The organism is Luteibacter sp. 621, assembly GCF_050435445.1.
Lineage (GTDB): Bacteria > Pseudomonadota > Gammaproteobacteria > Xanthomonadales > Rhodanobacteraceae > Luteibacter.
Map to the genome: position 1 here is coordinate 173,712 of NZ_JBNDKI010000005.1, position 20,544 is coordinate 194,255.

A 20,544-nucleotide genomic window follows, 5' to 3' on the forward strand; every position below is an offset into this window, starting at 1 on the left:
TCCAGCAGGTATAGGTATGTCTCACCTGGAGAGCCGCCCGCCTTCCGACCGGCAGCAGCGGGTGCTCCAGGCGGCGTGCGCCCTGTTCCTGCGCGACGGTTACCGCGTAAGCATGGGTGCCGTGGCCCGCGAGGCGGGGGTGTCCAAGCAGACCGTATACGCGCACTTCGAAAACAAGGACACCCTTTTCCACGCCGCTGTAGAACAACTTGTCCTGCCACTGCACGCGAGCCTCGCCCCGGAGCGCCGCGGGCTGGCCGCCACGCTGCAGGCCCTGGCGCACGCGCACCAGACCCACGTGATGGACCACGACAATGTCGCCCTTGGGCGCATGTTGATTGCCGAGGCACCCCGCTTTCCGGCGGCGGCCAGGACATTTTTCCGCACCGCCATCGAAACGGTGGCCGTGCGGCTATCGCACTGCATGGCTGAGGCAATGGATAACGGTGAGATGCGCCGGGAGGACCCGGAGACGGCTGCGGAACTGTTCCTGTCCATGTTGCATGGGCTGGAAGGGGACCGCCGCCTGTTTGGCCTGCGTGCAAGGGGACCGAAGGCACAGGATGACTGGGCCCGGCACGCGGTAACAGTATTTATGCACGCGTACGACATCCTCCCGGATGCCCGGACACGAACGAACAAGAAACCTGGAAAAGGAACGGAGTTCTCATGAAACCCCTGCCCCTGCGCACCACCCTGCTGGCCGCCGGCCTCGTCGCCGCACTGGCCGCCTGCCACAAGCAGGAAGCCCCACAGCAGCCACCCCCGCCGCAGGTGGGCTTCGTCACCGCCCAGCCGCAAGACGTCCCCCTGGTCCAGGACCAGGTGGGCCGCGTATCGGCGTTCCGCACCGCGGATGTCCGCGCCCGCGTGCCCGGCATCCTGCTGAAGCGCCTGTACACCGAAGGCACGGACGTGAAGGAAGGCCAGTCGCTGTTCAAGATCGACCCTGCCCCGCTGCAGGCCGAGCTTGACCAGCAGCTCGCCAATCTGGCGTCGGCCAAGGCCACCGCGGTAAACAGCAAGGCCCAGGCGGATCGCGCCCGCGGCCTCATCGGCAAGAACTACGTGTCCCGCGCCGACCTGGATACCGCCGAAGCCACCGAGCGCACCTCGAATGCTGCCGTGAAGCAGTCCGAGGCCGCCGTGCAGTCGGCCCGCATCAACCTGGGCTTTACCGACGTGCGCTCGCCCATCTCGGGCCGCGCCGGCAAGCAGCAGGTCACCGAGGGCGCCCTGGTCGGCCAGAGCGATACCACCCTGCTCACCCAGGTGGATGAGCTGGACAAGGTGTACATCAACTTCAGCATGTCCGTGGGCGACCTGGACACGCTGCGCACGGCCGCCGCCAAGGGCGCCGCCACGCTCTCGTCCACGGATGAGTCGAAGGTGCGCATCCAGTTGCCGGATGGCTCGGACTTCGGCGAAACCGGCCAGCTCGACTTCTCGTCGGCGACGGTGAACCCGCAGACCGGTACGACCGATCTGCGCGCCCTGCTGCCCAACACCAACCAGCGCCTGCTGCCGGGCCAGTATGTGACCGTGAAGGCCACCCTGGGTGACCTGCACAACGTGTACCTGGTGCCGCAGGTGGCCGTGTTGCGCGATACCAACTCCGCCTACGTGATGGTAGTGGGCACGGGCAAGGTGAAGGATCCCCAGACGGGCGAAGAGAAGACGGTGGAATCCGCCGCTGTTCGCCGCGTCATCCAGACCGATCGCCTCAGCGGTTCGGACTGGGTCGTGACCGGCGGTCTGCAGCCGGGCGACAAGATCATCACCGAGGGCCTGCCCAAGGCGAAGGAAAACTCGCCGGTCAACGCGCAGCCTGCCAAACCGCAGGCCGCCGATGGCGCGGCACCGGCGAAGGCGGGCACCTCGGCCGCCCCCGCCGGCAAGCAGTAAGGGAGTTTCGTCATGCCGAGTTTCTTTATCGACCGCCCCATCTTCGCGTGGGTCGTGGCGATCCTGATCAGCCTTACCGGCACGATCTCCTTGCTGAACATGGGCATCGAGTCGTATCCGAATATCGCTCCGCCGCAGGTCGTCGTTACGGCGACCTACCCGGGTGCGAGCGCGGATACGACCGAAAAGACCGTGACGCAGGTGATCGAGCAGCAGCTGACTGGTATCGACCACCTGTTGTACTTCAGCTCGCAGTCGAGCTCGTCGGGCCAGGCAACGGTCACGCTCACCTTCGAAACCGGTACCGATCCTGACATCGCGCAGGTGCAGGTGCAGAACAAGGTCTCGCTGGCGACGCCCCGCCTGCCTTCGGAAGTGACCCAGCAGGGTGTCGTGGTGGCCAAGTCCAACCCCGACTTCCTGATGTTCGTCGCCCTCACCTCGACCAACCCATCGATCGATAGCTATCGCCTGATGGATATCGTGTCGTCGCAGGTGCTCGACCAGGTGGCTCGTATCCCCGGCGTGGGCAGCACCCGCCAGCTGGGTTCCGAGTACGGCATGCGCGTATGGCTGAACCCGGACAAGCTGCGTGGTTATGGCCTTTCGGCCACGGACCTGCAGCAGGCCCTGTCCACCCAGAACGTGCAGTTCGCCGCCGGCTCGATCGGTACGGACCCGGCCACCAACGGCCAGGGCTTCAGCGCCACCGTATCGGCCGAAGGCCGCTTCACCTCGCCGGAAGAGTTCTCCAACATCATCCTGCGTGCCAATAACGATGGCACGGTGGTGAAGCTGAAGGACGTGGCCCGCGTCGAGCTTGGCCCGCAGAGCTACGGCTTTGCCACCGAGTGGAATGGCACCCCCACCGGCTCGTTCGGTGTGCAGCTGCTGCCTGGCGCGAACGCGCTGGACGTGGCCAATGCCGTGCGCGCGAAGATGGCCGACCTAGCCAAGAGCTTCCCGGATGGCGTGACCTGGTTCGCCCCGTACGACACGACGAAGTTCGTGGTGATCTCGATCGAGGAAGTGGTCCATACCCTCGTCGAGGCCATCATCCTCGTCTTCCTCGTGATGCTGATCTTCCTGCAGAACTTCCGCGCGACGATCATCCCCACCCTGGTTATCCCGGTCGCCCTGCTCGGCACGTTCCTGGGCCTGTCGCCGCTGGGCTTCACCATCAACCAGCTGACCTTGTTCGGCATGGTGCTGGCCATCGGTATCGTGGTGGATGACGCGATCGTCGTGATCGAGAACGTCGAGCGCATCATGTCCGAGGAGAACGCCACTCCGAAGGAAGCGACGCGCAAAGCCATGGGCCAGATCACCGGCGCCATCATCGCGATCACCGTGGTACTGGCGGCCGTGTTCGTCCCGTCTGCACTGCAGCCGGGTGCCTCGGGCATCATCTACAAGCAGTTCGCACTGACCATCGCCGTCTCGATGGGCTTCTCCGCGTTCCTTGCGCTGTCGTTCACCCCTGCCCTGTGCGCCACGATCCTTAAGCACGATCACGGCCAGGGCAAGAAGAACATCGTCTACCGCAAGTTCAACGAAGTCTTCGACTGGACGACGCACACGTACGCCGGGCACATCACCTCGGCCGTGCGCCATGCACCGCGCTGGATGGTGGTGTTCGTGCTGATCGCGGTGCTCTGCGGTTTCCTGTTCACGCGCCTGCCCACCAGCTTCGTCCCCGACGAAGACCAGGGTTACGCGCTGGCGATCGTGCAGCTGCCGCCGGGCGCCAGCCTGGCCCGCACGCAGAAGGCACAGGAAGATATCCGCAAGGTCATCCTGGGTGACCCGTCGGTGGATGGCGTGTTCCAGATCTCCGGCTTCAGCTTCCTGGGCCAGGGTGAAAACGTCGGCATGGACTTCATCCGCCTGAAGGACTGGTCTGATCGTGATGTCACGGCGACCCAGTTCATCCAGGCGATGAACGGCAAGATGCAGTCGGTGACCAACGCCACGATCTTCGTGGTGAACCTGCCGACCATCCGCGGCCTGTCGCAGTTCGGCGGTATCGACATGTACCTGCAGGCACGTGCCGGCCAGTCCCGCACGGAGCTGACCCAGGCCCGCAACATGCTGCTCGGCGCTGCCGCGCAGGATAAGCGCCTGGTAGGTATCCGCCCGAACACCCTGGAAGATGCACCCACCCTGCAGCTTGACGTGGATCGCACGCAGGCACAGACGATGGGCCTGTCGGTCAGCGATATCTACACCGCGATCCAGCTCACGCTGGCCCCGGTGTACATCAACGACTTCCAGTACGGCGGCCGTGTGAAGCGCGTGATGCTGCAGGCCGATGCGCCCTACCGCATGGGCACGGACTCGTTCGAGCACATCTTCACGCCCAGCACGCTCAGCTCCACGTCCTCGAGCAGCTCGACCAGCACCGGAGGAACGGTTTCCAGTTCGTCGACCACCACCGATAGCACCATGATCCCGCTGTCGTCCGTGGTGCATTCCAAGTGGACCAACGTATCGCCCAGCCTTACCCGCTACAACGGTTACTCGGCCGTGGAAATCGTGGGTAACCAGGCGCCGGGGTACTCCACCGGCCAGGCCATGGGCATCGTCGAAGGTATCGTGAACGACAAGCTGCCGAAGGGCTTCGGCTATGACTGGACCGGCCAGTCCTACCAGGAAATCCTGGCGGGTAACTCGGCCACCATGCTCATGGTGCTGTCCATCGTCATCGTGTTCCTCTGCCTTGCCGCCCTGTACGAAAGCTGGTCCATCCCGGTGGCCGTTCTGCTGGTGGTCCCGCTGGGTATGCTGGGTACGGTGGTGTTCTCGGAACTGCGTGGCCTGCCGAACGATATCTTCTTCAAGATCGGCCTGATCACCGTGATCGGCCTGGCCGCAAAGAACGCGATCCTGATCGTGGAATTCGCGGTGGAACAGCAGGGCACCGGCAAGACACTGAAGGATTCGGTCGTGGAAGCAGCCCGCCTGCGACTGCGCCCCATCCTGATGACCTCGCTGGCATTCATCCTGGGCGTGCTCCCGCTGGCCATCTCCACCGGTGCGGGCGCCAACTCCCGCCACGCCATCGGTACCGGCGTGATCGGCGGCATGTTGTTCGCCACGTTCCTGGGCTTGCTGCTCATCCCCGTGTTCTACGTGGTGGTGCGCCGCCTGCTCGGCGATAAGCTGGACGAAGCCTCGAAGACCATCCGCCACCATGGCGATGATGGCCACGACGGCCACGACCCGCACGACGGTGGCAGTGGTCCGCAGGGCGGTGGCACTCCGCCCGTGAACGCGGCACCGCACGCACCGAATGTCGGTGATGTAAGGGCCTTCGATTCCGACCCGCGACGCGGAACGGATCGCCCGTAACAAGAAAAGCCCGGCGAAAGCCGGGCTTTTTTTTGGGTTGACATCCCGCGCTCCTGCCACCAGCATGAAATAACGATCTGGCCGTCCAGACGTCTCACCGGGCCAACACCAAGAGGCATCCGTGATCCCGACCATGCAGCACCCCAACAACACGCCTTCCCTGCCGACCACCCTGCGGGTTGCGGCGTGTTGTTGCCGCTGTCGGGCGTAACCCCCTAGCCGCTCTGGCCCGCCGGGCCCTGTAGGAGCGCGCTTGCGCGCGATCGGCCGTCCCTCAACGGCTGATCCCCGCTAATCCCCCCATTTCCTACAAGCGTTCGCCCCCACGGCGAGCTAGCGTCGTTCGCGTGCGTTTTTGCGAATGGCGTCGCCTATCCATCGCTCCCCCACCAGGATCGCACCCCATGTTGCACGCTCCGCTTCGTCGCCTCGCCCTACCCGCCCTGCTCGCTGCCAGCCTCGGCACGCCCGTCGCAAGCGCGCAGGAGACGCCACCCGATGCCCAGGGCAAGCCGCCCACGCAGCTCGAACAGGTCGTTGTTACCGGTACGCGCTCGGTCAACCGCAGCCAGGAAAGCTCGCTTTCGCCCATCGATATCGTAACGGCGAAGGATCTGCAGACGGCCGGCGACACCCAGCTAGGCGCCGTGCTTTCACGCTTGGTGCCGTCGCTGAACTTCCCCCGCGCGCCGGGCAATGACGGCTCCGGCATCGTGCGCCCTGCCGCCCTGCGCGGCCTTTCGCCCGACGAGACGCTCGTGCTGGTCAACGGCAAGCGCTGGCACACGAGCGCCCTGCTCAACCTGCAAGGCGCGCTCGGCCGTGGCTCAGCGCCCGCTGATTTGAACTCGATCCCGATTTCCGCGATTGACCACATTGAGGTACTCCGCGATGGCGCATCCGCACAGTACGGCTCCGACGCCATCGCGGGCGTGATCAACATCGTGCTCAAGGGCGCTGCGAAACCCGGTAGCAACGAAGCGAGCATCACCGCCGGCCGCTACAGCGCCGGCGACGGCAAGCAATGGCAGGGCGAGGCGAGCATTGGCGTGCCGCTGGGCGGCGACAAAGGCTGGGCCCGGCTGAGCGTCGTGCAAGGCCATGCGGACGCCACCAACCGCGGGGGCCGTGATTACCGCGACCCGACATCACCCGTGTATGGCCAGATCACCCAGCGTATCGGCGAGCCAGATATCAGCACCCACCAGGCGCTGCTAAACGTGCAATACGCGATCACACCGCATGCGGAGTTCTACGCCTTCGCGAGCACGAGCAGCCGCGAAGGCACCTCCCCGGCCCTGTTCCGCCCCTACAACAGCTCGCGTAACGTTCTCTCGATCTACCCGGAGGGCTTCCTTCCGCTCAACGACGTGCGCTCCATCGATAGTGCGCTCGTGGCGGGTGTGCGCGGCACGACGACGGGTGGCTGGCGATGGGATATCAGTGGTAACTACGGCCGCGACCACGTCAGCATCGATCCCATCCACACGTTGAACGTGGACCTGGGCGGCGCCAGCCCCACCCGCTTCAACGCTGGCCGCCTGGTCTCCACACAGAAGGCCTTCGATGTCGATATCGCGAAGGACCTTTCGGTCGGCTGGTTGCAGAATCCGGTGACGCTGGCGTTCGGCGTGGAGTATCTCTACCAGCGTTACGGCATCGAAGCGGGCGATCCGGCGTCGTATTTCGGCACCGGTTCGCAGGGTTTCCCGGGTTTTACGCCTGGCGATTCGGGCTACCACGCACGACACGATGTCGCCGAGTACATCAGCCTGGAGAACCAGATCACCGACAAGCTCAGCGGCTCGCTCGCGGTGCGCCATGAGGACTACACCGACTTCGGCAACACCACATCCGGCACTCTTTCGGCCCGATACGACTTTACCGATACGTTCGCATTGCGTGGCACGGCAGGCACCGGGTTCCGTGCACCGTCGCTCGCCCAGCAGTTCTACACGACCACGTCGACCAACGTTATCGGCGGCGTGCCGACGCAGATCCGCAACTTCTCGGTAAACGATCCCGTGGCTCGTGCGCTCGGCGCCGAACCGTTGAAGGCGGAGAAGTCGCACAACTACACGCTGGGCGCCACCTATCTCCCGGGTGGCTGGACGTTCTCCCTCGACGTTTACCAGATCACGATCGGTGATCGCATCGTGCCTTCTGAAAACCTGGTGGGCAATGATGTCCAGGCCTATCTCACCAGCCAGGGTTACGCGAACATCCAGGGCGGCAGCTACTTCACCAATGCACTGAAGACCCGCACGCGCGGCGTCGATTTCAGCAGCGGCTACCGGCTGGACCTGGGTAACGCTGGCCTGCTGCAGTTCACCGCGGCCTACAATCGCAATCACACGACCATCCTTTCCGTTGCGCCGAACCCACCTGCCCTCGCGCAGAACGGCCTCGAACTCGTCCGCGTGGGCCATATCGCCCAGGGTTACATCACCAACGGCGGCCCGCGCGACAAGATCGCCCTCGGCACGGACTACACGCTAGGCAACTGGAGCGCACACGGCACGCTCACCCGCTACGGCACGTTCCTGCAGAACCAGGATCCAGTGAGCAACCCCGGCTACGACCAGTGGTTCCCCGCACGCTGGGTGCTTGATCTCTCCACCAGCTACGCCGTGGATGGCTGGACCTTCACCGCCGGCGTGGACAACCTCACCAACGTGTATCCGCAGAAGTACAAGGCAGGCAGCGATGGTGCGGTGGGTGGCACGTGGCCGTACCCGGATTATTCGCCGTTTGGGTACAGCGGGCGGTACCTTTACACGCGGATCGCCTATCGCTGGTAGGCGCCGTCATTTCGTGCTGATGGCTACGGACATTCGCATAACAACGTTTGGCTGACGCGCCCGCAGAGCGCGGCCTACGCGCGCTTGAGATAACGGCCTGCATATCTAGAAAAGCCTTTCGAAGACGCTTGTTTCCCGTCTTTGAGTTGCTGATCAGTCATGCAGGTCGTGCATCAACCACGTTTACGTCGTCACGGTGTATGTGGCTACATACGCCGCTGCTCTCCATGAGAGGCGTTGGCTTCGAATGGGACGAGGCGAAGGCCCGCAGCAATCTATCAAAGCACAAGATTTCGTTCTTCGCTGCCGTTGAGATATTTCGCGATGACTTCTTGCTAGAGCGTCCCGATGAGCGGTCGCACGCGGAGTATCGCCATCGTGCCATCGGCATCTCTGATAACCGCATACTGTTCGTCGTTTTCACTAACCGCGGAGATTGCATCCGCCTCATATCGGCCCGAAGGGCTACTCGCCATGAAACAATCAGATACTGGAAAAACCGTTTACTACGTGCTTGATCTCGATGCCCCGCCCCGCCGAATGAGCGCGGCCGAGCGCGCAACGTTAGACGAATCCCCCATCGACTTCAGCGATCTTCCCGAGCAGACGATCGACGAAAGCTGGTACATGCCCAACTGGCCAGAACGCTTCACGGCACGCGCGGCGAGTCTTGAGGTCAAGGGCACGGTGGACGACGCATTGATCTATTGACCCACAAACCGCCCGTCGGTCACTTCACAACGAAAAAGCCCTGGCACATGGCCAGGGCTTCTCACATCAAACGAAGTGGAGCGCGCTTAGCGCAACCCCGTCTCCGCACGCGCAATCACAAGGCGCTGGATCTCGCTGGTGCCCTCATAGATCTCGGTGATCTTGGCATCGCGGAAGTACCGCTCCAGCGGCATTTCCTTCGAATAGCCCATGCCGCCGTGGATCTGCACGGCCTGGTGGGTGATCCACATGGCGGCTTCCGATGCCACCAGCTTGGCCATGGAGGCCTCGGTGCCGAAGCGGCCGCCGGTCTTTTCCACCTGGCCCTTGGTCCAGGCGGCACGCAGGGTCAGCAGCAGGGCGGAGTCCAGCTTGCACTTCATGTCGGCGATCTTCGCCTGGGTCATCTGGAACGTGCCGATCGGCGTGCCGAACGCCTTGCGGTCACGCGACCACTGCAGGGTGGCCTCGTACGCGGCCCGGGCAACGCCCACCGCCTGTGAGGCAATACCGATACGGCCGGCATCCAGCACGCCCATGGCAATGGAGAAGCCCTTGCCTTCGGCGCCCAGCATGTCTTCCTTCGGGCACACGTAATCGTGGAACTCGATTTCACAGGTGGCCGAGGCGCGGATGCCCAGCTTCGGCTCGGTCTTACCAGCCAGGAAGCCCTCGCGCTTGGTATCGATAATGAAGGCCGATACGCCCTTGGCGCCGATCCCCGGCGTGGTCACGGCGAACAGCACGATGTAGCGCGCCACCGGGCCCGAGGTAATCCAGCTCTTCTTGCCGTTGATCACCCAGTCGCCATCGGCATTCTTCACCGCGCGGGTGTGCATGTTCGAGGCATCCGAACCCGACTGCGGCTCGGTGAGCGCGTAAGCACCAATGGCCTCGCCCGAGGCAATGGCGCGCACGTACTTTTGCTTCTGCTCTTCGGTGCCGTTCTTCAGGATGCCGTTGCAGAACAGCGAATTGTTCACCGACATGATGGTGGAGGTGGCGGCATCGGCTGCGGCGATCTCGACCATGGCCAGCACGTAGGCCACCGGGTCCATGCCCGCGCCGCCGTACTCTTCGGGCACTTCAATGCCCATCAGGCCCAGCTGGCCCATTTCCTGGATGTTCTCGAGCGGGAATTCACCCTTGGCGTCGTGCTCGGCGGCGACGGGAGCGATGCGCTTCTGGGCGAAATCGCGGGCGATGGACTGGATCGACAGCTGGTCGTCGGTAAAGCGGAAATCCATGGGTCATACCTCGGGCCGACAGGCGGCTCGGCTAGTCTTTGGGGGGAAGCGATCCGCCCATTCTAACGGTCGTTCGACTCTTTGCCGCCCTGCACCGCAACATGCGAACTTGACGTTGGCCGCATTGGGCCCCATCCTTAGTATCTCTGTATCGCGATAAAAGGATGTGGGATGGATCTGTCGACTGCCTCGACGGTGTTGCGGCTGTTGGCCGACCCCACGCGCGTGCGCCTCCTGGCGCTGCTGGATCGCGAAGAACTGACCGTGGCCGAGCTGGCGGCGGTGCTCCATCTGGCCCAGCCGCGCGTCTCAACCCACCTGGCCAAGCTGAAGGAAGCCGAGCTGGTACGCGATCGCCGTGCCGGCGTCTCCGCCTATTACCGCGCCAATGCCGAGGCCGACCCGACCCTGGCGGCCCTGGTCGCATCGCTGCGCGATACGCTGAGCGACGCCCTGCTCCGCGAGGATGCGGAGCGCCTGCCCGCCGTGCTGGCCCAGCGCGCCAGCACCGAGGGCTGGGCCGATACCGTCGCGGGTGACATGGAGCGCCATTATTCGCCTGGCCGCACGTGGGAAACCCTGGCCCGTTCGCTGCTCCAGCTGCTGGAAACCGGCGATGTGCTGGATATCGCCTCCGGCGATGGCGTCACCGCTGAGCTGCTGGCCCCGCACGCCCATTCCATCCTCTGTATCGATAGCTCCGAGCGCGTGGTCGAAGCGGCCCGCCAGCGTGTCTCCGCCTTCCGAAACGTGGAAGTACGCCAGGGCGACATGCACAAGCTGGACCTGGGCGAGCGCCGTTTCGACCTTGTGCTGATGATGCACGCCCTTACCTACGCGGAACGCCCGGCGGATGTGTTCCGCCAGGTGGCCAGCGTGCTCAAGCCAGGCGGCCGCGTGTTGGCCGTCACCTTGGGCGAGCATGACCACCGTGCCGTCGTGGAACCGTTCGACCACCGCAACCTCGGCTTCAGCCGCGACGGCCTTACGGCCATGGCGCGCGATGCCGGCCTGGACGTGGTGAGCTGCGACCGCCTGAGCCGCGAGCGGCGCGCCCCGCATTTCGAAGTGATCAGCCTGCTGGCACGCAAGGCCTGAGGAGGCATACCGTGAGCAACCTACCCTGGCTCCACCCCGAGCGCGTGGCCCTTATCCAGAAGGGCCTGGCCGAGAGGATCATGATCCTCGACGGCGGCATGGGCACGATGCTGCAGAACCATAAGCTGGATGAGAGCGGCTACCGTGGTGAGCGCTTCGCCGGCGGCAACGACAGCACCCACGATCACGGTCACGACCATCCGGGCGAATGCGACCTGAAGGGCAACAACGACCTGCTGCTGCTCAGCCAGCCGGAGATTATCCAGGGCGTGCACCAGGCCTACCTGGAAGCCGGTGCGGATTTCATTGAAACCAACACGTTCAACGCCACCCGCGTGAGCCAGTCGGATTATCACCTGGAACACCTTGTGCCCGAGCTCAACCGCGAAGGTGCACGCCTGGCACGCGAAGTGTGTGATGCCATGACCCTGAAGACGCCTGAGAAGCCGCGCTTCGTCATCGGTGTACTGGGCCCGACCAGCCGCACGGCGTCGATCTCGCCCGACGTGAACGACCCGGGTTTCCGTAATATCGATTTTGAAGAGCTCAAGGCCAATTACATCGAAGCCGCCCGCGCGCTGATCGAGGGCGGGGCCGACACCATCATGGTCGAAACCATCTTCGATACGCTCAACGCGAAGGCTGCGCTGTTCGCCCTCTCCGAGCTGTTCGACCAGCTCGGCGCACGCGTGCCGGTCATGATCTCGGGCACCATCACCGATCGCTCCGGGCGTACGCTTTCGGGCCAGACCGCCGAGGCGTTCTTCTATTCGGTCGAGCACATCCAGCCACTGTCCGTCGGCCTGAACTGCGCCCTGGGCGCCGAAGACCTGCGCCCGCATGTGGCCATGCTCGCCCGCATCGCCAATGCCGCCGTCAGCACCCACCCGAATGCCGGCCTGCCGAATGCGTTCGGCGAGTACGACGAAACGCCCGAGAGCATGGCTGCCACGATCCGCGATTTCGCGGCCGATGGCCTGATCAACATCGTGGGTGGCTGTTGTGGCACCACGCCTGCGCACATCGCGGCCATTGCCGCCGCTGTCGCACCTTACGCGCCGCGCGCGCCCAAGAGCACTGCCGAAGCCGCATGAGCATTCGCTACACCCGCCTTTCCGGCCTTGAGCCGCTGGTCCTCACCCCCGACCTGAACTTCATCAACGTCGGCGAGCGGACCAATGTCACGGGCTCGGCCCAGTTCCGCAAACTGATCAAGGAAGGCCGCTACGAAGAGGCCGTGGATGTCGCCCGCCAGCAGGTGGAGAACGGCGCCCAGATCATCGATATCAACATGGACGAGGGCCTGATCGATTCCGAAGCCGCGATGACGCGCTTCGTGAACCTGATTTCGTCCGAGCCCGATATCGCCCGCGTGCCGATCATGGTCGATTCCTCCAAGTGGAGCGTGATCGAAGCCGGCCTGCGCTGCATGCAGGGCAAAGGCATCGTCAATTCCATTTCCATGAAGGAAGGCGAGGCGCTGTTCCTCGAGCACGCGCGCAAGGTGCGCCAGTACGGCGCTGCCGTAGTGGTCATGGCGTTCGATGAGCAGGGCCAGGCGGATACCAAGGAGCGCAAGGTCGAGATCTGCTCGCGCGCCTACGAGTTGCTCGTGGACGGCATCGGCTTCCCGCCGGAAGACATCATCTTCGACCCGAACATCTTCGCGATCGCCACGGGTATCGAAGAACACAATAACTACGCGGTGGACTTCATCGAAGCCACTCGCGAGCTCAAGAGGCGATTCCCCTCGTCGCATATCTCCGGCGGCGTCTCCAACGTATCGTTCTCGTTCCGCGGTAACAACCCGGTGCGCGAGGCCATCCACTCCGTGTTTCTGTTCCACGCGATTGCCGCGGGCATGGACATGGGTATCGTGAATGCGGGTGGCCTGTCGATCTACGACGACCTGCCGGAAGAACTCCGTGAGCGGGTGGAAGATGTCGTGCTCAACCGCCGCCCCGATGCCACTGAGCGCCTGCTCGATATCGCTGACAAGTACAAAGGCGGCAAGGCCGGCGTGGTCGTTGAATCGGCCGCCTGGCGCGAAAAGGGCGTGCAGGATCGGCTCAGCCACGCGCTCGTGCACGGTATCGACCAGTACGTGGTGGAAGATACTGAGGAGGCCCGCCAGCTGTCGACGCGCCCGCTCGATGTGATCGAAGGGCCGCTCATGGCCGGCATGAACGTCGTCGGCGACCTGTTCGGTGCCGGCAAGATGTTCCTGCCCCAGGTGGTGAAATCCGCCCGTGTCATGAAGAAGGCCGTGGCCCATCTCATCCCGTTCATCGAGGAAGAGAAGAAGCGTTCCGGGGAGGCCGCTCGCAGCAACGGCAAGATCGTGCTGGCGACGGTGAAGGGCGATGTCCATGACATCGGCAAGAACATCGTGGGCGTGGTGCTCCAGTGCAACAACTTCGAGGTGATCGACCTTGGCGTGATGGTGCCGACGCAGAAGATCCTCGACACGGCACGTGCCGAGAATGCGGACATCATTGGCCTGTCGGGCCTGATTACGCCTTCGCTGGAAGAAATGAGCCAGGTCGCGCGTGAAATGCAGCGCCAGGATTTCCAGGTGCCGCTGTTGATCGGCGGTGCCACCACGTCGCGCGCGCATACCGCGCTACGTATCGAGCCGCACTACAAGTCACCGACGGTCTGGGTGAAGGATGCCTCGCGCGCCGTGGGCGTCGCCCAGTCCCTGGTGAGCAAAGACCTGGTCGATGAGTTCATGGCCAAGGTTCGCTCAGAATACGCCGAAGTACGCGAGCGCCACCGTGGCCGTGGCACGGGCAAAACGCTGGTGCCGCTGGGCAAGGCCCGTGACCAGCGCTTCAAAGGCGACTGGGCATCGTACGTTCCGCCTACGCCGAAGACACCGGGCATCACCGTATTCGACGACTACGACCTGGCCGAACTGCGCCGGTATATCGACTGGTCGCCGTTCTTCAACGCGTGGGAACTGGCGGGCAAGTTCCCGGCCATCCTGACCGATGACGTGGTCGGCACCCAGGCTACCGAACTCTACAACGATGCCCAGGCGATGCTGGATAAGCTCATCGCCGAAAAATGGCTTACCGCAAAGGGCGTCATCGGCTTCTGGCCGGCGGCCCAGGTAGGCGACGATATCGAGGTCTACGCCGAGCCCGGCACCGACGCGCGCAAACCCATGGCCGTGCTGCACAACCTGCGCCAGCAGGTCGATAAGCCGGTGGAGCGTCCGGACTTCTGCCTCTCCGACTTCGTCGCGCCGAAGGACACGGGTGTGCCGGACTGGGTGGGCGGCTTCGCCGTCACCGCAGGCATCGGCATCGATGCCCATGTCGCCCGCTTCGAGGCGCAGCACGATGACTACTCGTCGATCCTGTTGAAGGCGCTGGCCGATCGCCTGGCGGAGGCGTTTGCCGAGCGTATGCACGAACGCGTCCGCAAGGAATTCTGGGGCTACGAACCCGATGAGGCGCTCGATAACGACGCGCTCATTGCCGAGTCGTACCGCGGTATCCGCCCTGCCCCCGGCTACCCGGCCTGCCCGGAGCATACCGAGAAGCGCACGCTGTTCTCGCTGCTGGATGCCACGAAGCACACGACGGTGGAGCTGACCGAAGGCATGGCGATGTACCCCACCGCCGCCGTTTCGGGCTGGTACTTCTCGCACCCCGATAGCCAGTACTTCGTGGTCGGCCGCCTTACCCGCGAGCAGGTAGACGACTATGCCAGGCGAAAAGGCTGGGACCGTCGGGAAGCCGAGCGCTGGCTGGCCACGAACCTCGACTACGACCCCGACTAAGCCAACCCTGTAGGAGCGCGCTTGCGCGCGATGGGTACTTGTCCCAGTGCCTGATCGCGCGCGAGCGCGCTCCTACAAAGGCACGACGCTCGGCGGAACGCACGAGGCACTGCGATCAGTTGTCTTCCGGACCACCGGGCTTCACGGTTTCCTTCGGGTCCTTGTTCTTCAGGTGTGCGAACACGTTGTAGAACGAGACCAGCATGGGGAACGCCGTCTGGATGATGCCGACCGAATCGTTCTTGCCCCAGATGAAGTAGGCCAGGGTCAGCACGCTGCCGCTGACCGACAGGTACCAGAACGACATGGGGACCGTGACCTTCTTGTTCTTCTTCGTGGCGTAGAACTGGACGAACCAGCGCGCCGTGAACAGCAAGGTGCCGATCAGGCCAATGATCTTCCACGGGGTCAGGGTGATCAGGTGGAGCTCGGTAAGGGCTTCGTGCATGGCGGTGTCCTGGGCGTGCGTCCGCCGATTCTAGGCCGGGACGCTTGCCGGATGCTTACGCTGGCCGGCGGGCAAAAAAAACCCGGCACTAGGCCGGGTTTCGAAAATCGATGGTGGGCGGTACAAGGATCGAACTTGTGACACCTGCCGTGTGAAGGCAGTGCTCTACCGCTGAGCTAACCGCCCATCGAGCCGCGCATTTTACGTGGGAGTTCCGGGCACGTCAACGGTCTGGGCGCTAGAGGGTGCAGGCCGTGGCCGGCGCGAGCTCAGCGATCGAAACACCGCCCGAGGCGTTGAGCGACACCGTCCGACCTGGAATCTCCACGGTGCTTTCGCCACCATCCCCGGCCTTGTTGAGCACGCAAACCCTGAAACTCTCTGCGGTGCGCCCACTATTCGCTACCGGCAGGCCGCTCTGGTTGAAGGTGAGGACCTTCTCATCGGTCGCCGCCAGCGTTGTACGGCTATCCCCTTTCGAGGCCCGCAGCAAGGCATGTGCTGGCGTCGCCGTGGTGCTATACGCCTGGTTCGGGCCCGTGCTGCCGCCGTCGTACGCGTAGATCAGCCATCCCGTGGCGTACGATTTTGAGGTCCCGCCAGCACACGTAGCCGCATCAGACGAACGGCAGATGGATACGTACTTGTGCCGACCCGCCGCTTCCGCGCGCGCGTAGGTCAGATCGCCCGCGAGCGCATTGGTCGTGTTCGAGACATAGCCGCGGCGCATCGCTGTCCGTAGGGACGGTACCGCCACGGCCAACAATATGGCCAGGACAGCGATCGTTATCATCAGCTCAACCATTGAGAGACCGGCTGTGGCATGGGCACGCATGGGCAAGGACAGTTTCACCAGCACCTCCCGTTAACGTTGTCCTGGCCGCTCTGCGACTTGATGCCAAGCGAATTGATTGTCAGGTTGGCACACACATCCTTGGCCTGCCCCACCTGAGGTGTCGCCGTGGCGATGTAATCGGTGGAGATGTCCTTAATGGCTGCAAGGGTGATCTTGTAATAACCGTTGTCGGTCGTATCAGCGCCGAACTTCAGGTCGCCCGTCACCGATGTCGCGTATTTATTGTACGTCGCGTAATAGCGTTCCTGCGCCGTCGCCACCCGCATCAGCATGCTCTGCGCATCCGCACGTCGAGCGCGAAAGGCATAGCGGTTATAGGACGAAACCGCTATGGCCGTAAGAATCGCGATCACCGTGACCACGATCATCAGTTCGAGCAGGGTGAAACCGCCCTGCCCGCCGTGCCCCCTGTTCATACGCATGATCAGTTGTTCCCGTTGTTCAGCACGCGCCACGAGCGACGGCGCCAGATCGCATCGCCGAAGCCAAACGTCGCTCCGCTCTTTGAGAGCGAGATACCCGGCAGGTAGATCTGGCCGCCACCGACCTGCGACGCCGCAGGCAGCTGGCCGTTGGTCGGGACGTTGGTCACGCGGGCACCGGCCTGAGAGAAATCGCTCGGCCAATTCTTGATGTCACCGAAACCGACACCAGCACCAGCACCACCCGTCGCCGCATCAACCACGAGCACTGCGCCCTGGCGGTCTGGTTCGCACGGATCGCTACCCGTCGGGATCAGCGTCGTGATGATGGCGCGGCCGCTGTCGAACAGAGCCGTGGGATCAACCACAACGCGCTCGCCGGCGTCGGTCACGTTGTTATTCGAATCCGTAACGACCAGGTCGAAGTACCAGCCACCCACGGCCTTGTTGTTCGCATCGACCAGCGGCACCGCTTTCGTGGTCAGCCCGCGGATCTGATCGACTTCGGTCATCTTTTGCTGGATCAGCGAGCCCTCCTGGACGGCGGCCTGGCCTGTCTTGCCGGCTTCACGAATGCCGTAAACGCCCTGCACCGGAGTCGTGGAGTCAATCGTGTTATCGCTCCCCCCCAGGTACTTACCCGTACCGAAGACAACGATGAAGTTCTGGCTGTTCGGGTCGGCGAACAGGCGCGGCATGACGGTAATCGGACGCTTGCCGAGATGGTCGGTCGAAGGCTGGTACGCCAGATCGACCGTCCACTTGGTGGGATCGGCGTTAGTTAAGTCAAAACGCCACAACTGCCCCTGCAAGTCGCCGGCAAAGGCAACATCATCCACCTGATCACTGTTGTAATCGCCAAGCACGGGAGACGCCAGGCCGTAGCTCGTCGTTCCTGCCGGGGTTTTGAGTTCTTTGATCAGCGCACCGGTTTGTGCGTCGACGACAAACAGCGAGCTCGTCGTATTGCACGCCGCTGGGACCGCTGTGCAGTCGGTTCCGGTCGGGAAGTAACCGCTGGGGATCAGCACCACCCACTTCTTGTTCGCGAGGCGGCCCACGTTCGGACGGCCGTAGGTATAACCCAGGTTTGCCGGATTCCCCGCCGTCGTGGAGGCCACGGAGCTGTTGAACTCCCAAAGCACCTTGCTTGACGCACCCGCTTCGGTCGCGGACGGATCGGTGATATCAAGCGCGTAAACACCGCGACCACCCATACGCAGGCCGCCGATCAGGATCGAATGCCAGCCCTGCGTACCCGACGAGAAGAAGACATCACGGACCACCGGGGTGGCATCGACCGTGGGGATGAATTTGTAGTTGTTCACCACCGTCAAATCGTAGAGGTGGTTGAACACAGCATTGGGAATGTAGGCCCACCGCTCCTTGCCGGGCGACGGCGCACGATCCACCGTGTCGGAGGCAGCGCCGGTGTACTTATCGCTAGCCAGCGTGGCATCGAACGCGTGGAGCATGCCGTCATTCGCACCGACATACAGCGTTGGCGCACGTTTCGCCCAGGTGTTTGCAAACGCGGTGTAGCTATACAACGGCTTCTTGGACGAATCCGTAGCAGATTCCGGATCACTCGCCGGCCAGGAATCGGAGTAACCCGCAGCAGGATACGCCACGTACACGGCCTGCGAATCGATGATCGCGCCGACAACCGAGCCGCGTGCGCGGAAGGTCGTGTTCTCATCCGTGCGTAACCCACGCAGGTAGTCCGTACGCTTCTGCGCGTTGCCATCGGAGGTGTAACGGGAGTCCACGGCTTTCAGGTTGACGCCGAGATCGCTCGTGTCACTCCAGGTGAAGGCCGTACCTACAAGCTTATTGCTGCTGTTGAATGCGGAAGTAAGGATGACACGATCACTGGGCGCTCGCGCATCGAGAAGTGCAGCCGCATCCCACAGCACCGCACCTACGTTACCGCTCCCGTCCACGCTCTTTGCGACGACCGAGCCCGAGTAATCCGTGCTGTTGAAGCCCGTGACGTAGGTGACAGCATTCACGCCAAGCACGGCCGTGTTGAGCGCGCTGGCCACCGGCGCTGTTTCGCGAGTCACGATACTGTTGATCACCGCCAACAACTGGTCGATCAACTGCTGCGGATTGTTTGCGCTGAACAAGCCACCACGACTATTGATCGCTGCGTGCCAGGTATCGTCCGCCTTCTCCGGAACGTCCTGCAGCTCGTTCATCGCAGCTGCAGAGTCCCACGCCGTCCACACCTTGGTGCCCTGCCGAAGCGCCTTGAGGTCACCCGGGAAGTTAAGGCTGCCGCCCAGGCCAAATGCCACGATGAACTGGGTCAGGTGGGGCCAGGTCGCTGGGTCATTCGCCGGGTTGAAGTAAACCTCATCAGGCAACTTCGTGGGATCGTTACCGATAGCAGTCGTTACCGGATCCCCGGTGATACCGGTGGTCTTGTCGGGGATATAGGGCACCACATTGTTCTTCGCGAACGTGCGCAGCGGTGTTGCCCAGTAATAGAAGGCCTGATCGGCGAAGCCCGGACGGCCGGTCTGATCAGGGCCGCTTCCGAAGATTGTAGCCACCTTGGATGTCGGATCGTACTTGCGCCCATCCGGCAACGTAATGGCGGCCTGATCAGCGTTCTGGTTAGGTGCTGCCGTCGCTGCGTTGGCGACCGAATTCAGGGTGAAATACTTATCGGGCGTCGTGACGCCGTTCTTAGTGGAACCTGCCGTAAAGTCGTCTTTCCAGCCACCATCGGTCACCAGCAGGTGGTAGTTGCGACGGCAGGTCAGCTCCTTCTTGTAGAAGCTGTCATAGTACGGATCGTTATCATTGTTGTTGGCATTGCCTGGACCGAGGTAGCGCATGACGCGCTCGGTGGCGCCTCGGGTAGGCGTGCCGCCACTTGGGGCCGATGCGTAAAGAAAGGTGAAGAACTTTGTTCGCTGCGTGGCGTCTGAAAGCGATTTAAGGATCGCACTGTTCGCAAGGCCGCTCGTGTTAAGCCGCTGCCACTGGATACGAATATTGCTCGGAATCGCCTGGAACGCACGAGATACGCTGGTTCGTGCTGCCAAATTGCGACTGCGGTAATAAGAATACCAGTTCGCAAAATTTGTCTGCTGCGTAGCCGTAAGCGCACCGACGTCGACAGCCGTGTAGTTGGCCGGCTTGTAGAGATTGGCGGTGTTACTAGCGTCAACGCCACTCTTCAGTACATAGTAGAACGCACGCGAGGCGCCCGTGGGAAACGGCATGTACCCAATCGAAAGATTGTAGTCGGCATTTTTTGTGTCGGTAATACGTGCCGCCGCTGCGCAGGTGGTCGATGCACTCGCGGCAGCCGCATTCCGAATAACATCGGGGCGAGGCGTGCTTCCAGACCACGACACCTGATACGCGGTGCTTAGATCGCGTGCCGCTGTCGACCCGCCCGAGTTCGCCGCGATACCGTCGTTCCAGGCAGCCGTGTATTTCGAATCCGGCATCGCCGTTCCATCGATTTTCCTTGGCGGCGTGTAGGTAACGTTGGGATCATAATAGAGCGTGTTCACCGCAGCGGAGAACGCCCACGGGTGTATGCCAGGAATCGGATCCTTGAAAGCGGTGGTGCCCGTGCCGGTGACACCATACCAGGTACACATCTTCCCGCCCGACGCCGGATCCTTGATATATCCAGCGTTGAGGCCGTACTGCGGATCGCCATCGCCGAGGATACCTGGCACGTACGACACCGACATGCTGCCCGAGTCGTCGTAGGTCAGGATGAGGTTGGGCGCCACCGCCAGGGTAAGGTCGGGCGGCGTCGCGCTCAGGTCGATGGTGTTGGGGGTGGCCGGCGCGGCGGCTCCCAGTACGCCGCCAGAGAGCGTCAACAGCAACGCCGCGGCAAGGGCCTGCAGATGGGACGAATGCTTGATCATGGTAGGTCCGTTC

14 protein-coding genes and 1 tRNA gene are annotated in these 20,544 nt (G+C 63.1%); 9 read left to right on the top strand and 6 right to left on the bottom strand.

The features are described 5' to 3' along the window. The first annotated feature begins 16 nt into the window (after positions 1-16). The 6 genes from ABIE56_RS08335 to ABIE56_RS08360 all read left to right on the top strand — a co-directional run bounded on the left by ABIE56_RS08335 (position 17) and on the right by ABIE56_RS08360 (position 8,768). Positions 17-673: a TetR/AcrR family transcriptional regulator C-terminal domain-containing protein gene (locus tag ABIE56_RS08335; protein ID WP_429243344.1), complete on the top strand. Its 657-nt coding sequence runs from the start codon at positions 17-19 to the stop codon at positions 671-673. Next, on the top strand, positions 670-1,905 hold the full coding sequence (locus ABIE56_RS08340) for an efflux RND transporter periplasmic adaptor subunit (RefSeq protein ID WP_429243345.1): 1,236 nt from the start codon (positions 670-672) through the stop codon (positions 1,903-1,905). Before ABIE56_RS08335 ends, ABIE56_RS08340 begins: the two co-directional genes overlap by 4 nt. Positions 1,906-1,917: 12 nt before the next feature. Further along, on the top strand, positions 1,918-5,256 hold the full coding sequence (locus ABIE56_RS08345; protein ID WP_429243346.1) for a multidrug efflux RND transporter permease subunit: 3,339 nt from the start codon (positions 1,918-1,920) through the stop codon (positions 5,254-5,256). 404 nt (positions 5,257-5,660) lie between these two features. Next, positions 5,661-8,057 carry a TonB-dependent receptor plug domain-containing protein gene (locus ABIE56_RS08350; protein ID WP_429243347.1) on the top strand — a complete coding sequence of 799 codons (2,397 nt, stop codon included), beginning with the start codon at positions 5,661-5,663 and terminating at the stop codon, positions 8,055-8,057. 227 nt (positions 8,058-8,284) lie between these two features. Next, on the top strand, positions 8,285-8,575 hold the full coding sequence (locus ABIE56_RS08355) for a BrnT family toxin (RefSeq protein WP_429243378.1): 291 nt from the start codon (positions 8,285-8,287) through the stop codon (positions 8,573-8,575). After that, positions 8,532-8,768, top strand: coding sequence for a hypothetical protein (locus ABIE56_RS08360; RefSeq protein ID WP_429243379.1), 237 nt, complete (start codon positions 8,532-8,534; stop codon positions 8,766-8,768). The genes ABIE56_RS08355 and ABIE56_RS08360 overlap by 44 nt, the downstream gene beginning before the upstream one ends. 86 nt (positions 8,769-8,854) lie before the next feature. Here the strand turns inward: ABIE56_RS08360 and ABIE56_RS08365 are convergent, their stop codons facing one another. Then, the gene (locus tag ABIE56_RS08365; protein ID WP_429243348.1) at positions 8,855-10,015 is read right to left on the bottom strand and encodes an acyl-CoA dehydrogenase family protein; all 1,161 of its coding nucleotides are present in this window, start codon (positions 10,013-10,015) and stop codon (positions 8,855-8,857) included. Positions 10,016-10,186: 171 nt separating this feature from the next. Between ABIE56_RS08365 and ABIE56_RS08370 the strand changes: the two genes are divergently transcribed. Genes ABIE56_RS08370 through metH form a run of 3 tightly spaced genes read left to right on the top strand, consistent with a single transcriptional unit; the run spans position 10,187 to position 14,903 of the window. Further along, a complete protein-coding gene (locus ABIE56_RS08370; RefSeq protein WP_429243349.1) occupies positions 10,187-11,113 on the top strand; it encodes an ArsR/SmtB family transcription factor in 927 nt (308 codons plus the stop codon). An 11-nt stretch (positions 11,114-11,124) separates the two neighbouring features. Beyond that, positions 11,125-12,207: a homocysteine S-methyltransferase family protein gene (locus tag ABIE56_RS08375; protein ID WP_429243350.1), complete on the top strand. Its 1,083-nt coding sequence runs from the start codon at positions 11,125-11,127 to the stop codon at positions 12,205-12,207. Next, positions 12,204-14,903: a methionine synthase gene (gene metH, locus ABIE56_RS08380; RefSeq protein WP_429243351.1), complete on the top strand. Its 2,700-nt coding sequence runs from the start codon at positions 12,204-12,206 to the stop codon at positions 14,901-14,903. Before ABIE56_RS08375 ends, metH begins: the two co-directional genes overlap by 4 nt. A gap of 115 nt (positions 14,904-15,018) precedes the next feature. Here metH and ABIE56_RS08385 read toward each other — a convergent pair whose 3' ends face one another. The 5 genes from ABIE56_RS08385 to ABIE56_RS08405 form a co-directional block, all read right to left on the bottom strand. Further along, a complete protein-coding gene (locus ABIE56_RS08385; protein WP_247428561.1) occupies positions 15,019-15,351 on the bottom strand; it encodes a lipid-A-disaccharide synthase N-terminal domain-containing protein in 333 nt (110 codons plus the stop codon). Between the two features lie 111 nt (positions 15,352-15,462). After that, a tRNA-Val gene (locus ABIE56_RS08390) sits at positions 15,463-15,537 on the bottom strand. 52 nt (positions 15,538-15,589) lie between these two features. Beyond that, positions 15,590-16,144, bottom strand: a complete 555-nt coding sequence (locus ABIE56_RS08395) for a GspH/FimT family pseudopilin (protein WP_429243352.1) — start codon at positions 16,142-16,144, stop codon at positions 15,590-15,592. Between the two features lie 56 nt (positions 16,145-16,200). Then, the gene (locus tag ABIE56_RS08400; RefSeq protein WP_429243353.1) at positions 16,201-16,629 is read right to left on the bottom strand and encodes a type IV pilin protein; all 429 of its coding nucleotides are present in this window, start codon (positions 16,627-16,629) and stop codon (positions 16,201-16,203) included. 2 nt (positions 16,630-16,631) lie between these two features. After that, positions 16,632-20,531 (bottom strand): pilus assembly protein, encoded by a 3,900-nt coding sequence (locus tag ABIE56_RS08405; RefSeq protein WP_429243354.1) that lies wholly within the window; start codon positions 20,529-20,531, stop codon positions 16,632-16,634. Between the last annotated feature and the right edge of the window lie 13 nt (positions 20,532-20,544).

Coding starts and splice junctions, on each gene's coding strand:
- metH (WP_429243351.1), top strand. CDS start 12,204: ATGAGCATTCGCTACACCCGCCTTTCCGGCCTTGAGCCGCTGGTCCTC.
- ABIE56_RS08340 (WP_429243345.1), top strand. CDS start 670: ATGAAACCCCTGCCCCTGCGCACCACCCTGCTGGCCGCCGGCCTCGTC.
- ABIE56_RS08360 (WP_429243379.1), top strand. CDS start 8,532: ATGAAACAATCAGATACTGGAAAAACCGTTTACTACGTGCTTGATCTC.
- ABIE56_RS08370 (WP_429243349.1), top strand. CDS start 10,187: ATGGATCTGTCGACTGCCTCGACGGTGTTGCGGCTGTTGGCCGACCCC.
- ABIE56_RS08400 (WP_429243353.1), bottom strand. CDS start 16,629: ATGCGTATGAACAGGGGGCACGGCGGGCAGGGCGGTTTCACCCTGCTC.
- ABIE56_RS08385 (WP_247428561.1), bottom strand. CDS start 15,351: ATGCACGAAGCCCTTACCGAGCTCCACCTGATCACCCTGACCCCGTGG.
- ABIE56_RS08395 (WP_429243352.1), bottom strand. CDS start 16,144: ATGATAACGATCGCTGTCCTGGCCATATTGTTGGCCGTGGCGGTACCG.
- ABIE56_RS08365 (WP_429243348.1), bottom strand. CDS start 10,015: ATGGATTTCCGCTTTACCGACGACCAGCTGTCGATCCAGTCCATCGCC.
- ABIE56_RS08335 (WP_429243344.1), top strand. CDS start 17: ATGTCTCACCTGGAGAGCCGCCCGCCTTCCGACCGGCAGCAGCGGGTG.
- ABIE56_RS08355 (WP_429243378.1), top strand. CDS start 8,285: ATGAGAGGCGTTGGCTTCGAATGGGACGAGGCGAAGGCCCGCAGCAAT.
- ABIE56_RS08345 (WP_429243346.1), top strand. CDS start 1,918: ATGCCGAGTTTCTTTATCGACCGCCCCATCTTCGCGTGGGTCGTGGCG.
- ABIE56_RS08350 (WP_429243347.1), top strand. CDS start 5,661: ATGTTGCACGCTCCGCTTCGTCGCCTCGCCCTACCCGCCCTGCTCGCT.
- ABIE56_RS08405 (WP_429243354.1), bottom strand. CDS start 20,531: ATGATCAAGCATTCGTCCCATCTGCAGGCCCTTGCCGCGGCGTTGCTG.